Source organism: Streptococcus sp. 4094 (genome assembly GCF_013277125.1).
Classification (GTDB): Bacteria; Bacillota; Bacilli; order Lactobacillales; family Streptococcaceae; genus Streptococcus.
This window is the reverse complement of sequence record NZ_VMMI01000065.1, coordinates 1-314: the sequence shown is the minus strand read 5'-3', so window position 1 is coordinate 314 and position 314 is coordinate 1. Positions and strand designations below refer to the sequence as shown.

Annotated in this window: 1 pseudogene; it reads left to right on the top strand. The window is 42.0% G+C overall.

Going from position 1 to position 314, the window contains the following annotated elements:
- A pseudogene (locus HT721_RS10610) lies at positions 1-314 on the top strand (IS30 family transposase); the annotation flags it as partial.

Here is a 314-nt window from a genome sequence, read left to right as displayed (position 1 = left end):
AAAAAAGGCCGTTCCTATGAGGATTTCCAAAACTATTTAGCACTGAATCAACTAGACTCTTGGCTGGAAATGGATACAGTTCTGGGAAGGATGGGAGGGAAAGTCCTACTCACCTTCAATCTATCTTTCTGTAACTTTATCTTCGCTAGACTTCTGGATAATAAAACTGCCCTTGAGGTTACCAAACACCTTTATGACATCAAGAACACTCTTCACCAAGCTGACAAAGATTTATCCCAACTCTTCCCTGTCATTCTTACCGATAATGGTGGAGAGTTTGCCAGGGTCGATGATATCGAAATGGATGTGCGAGG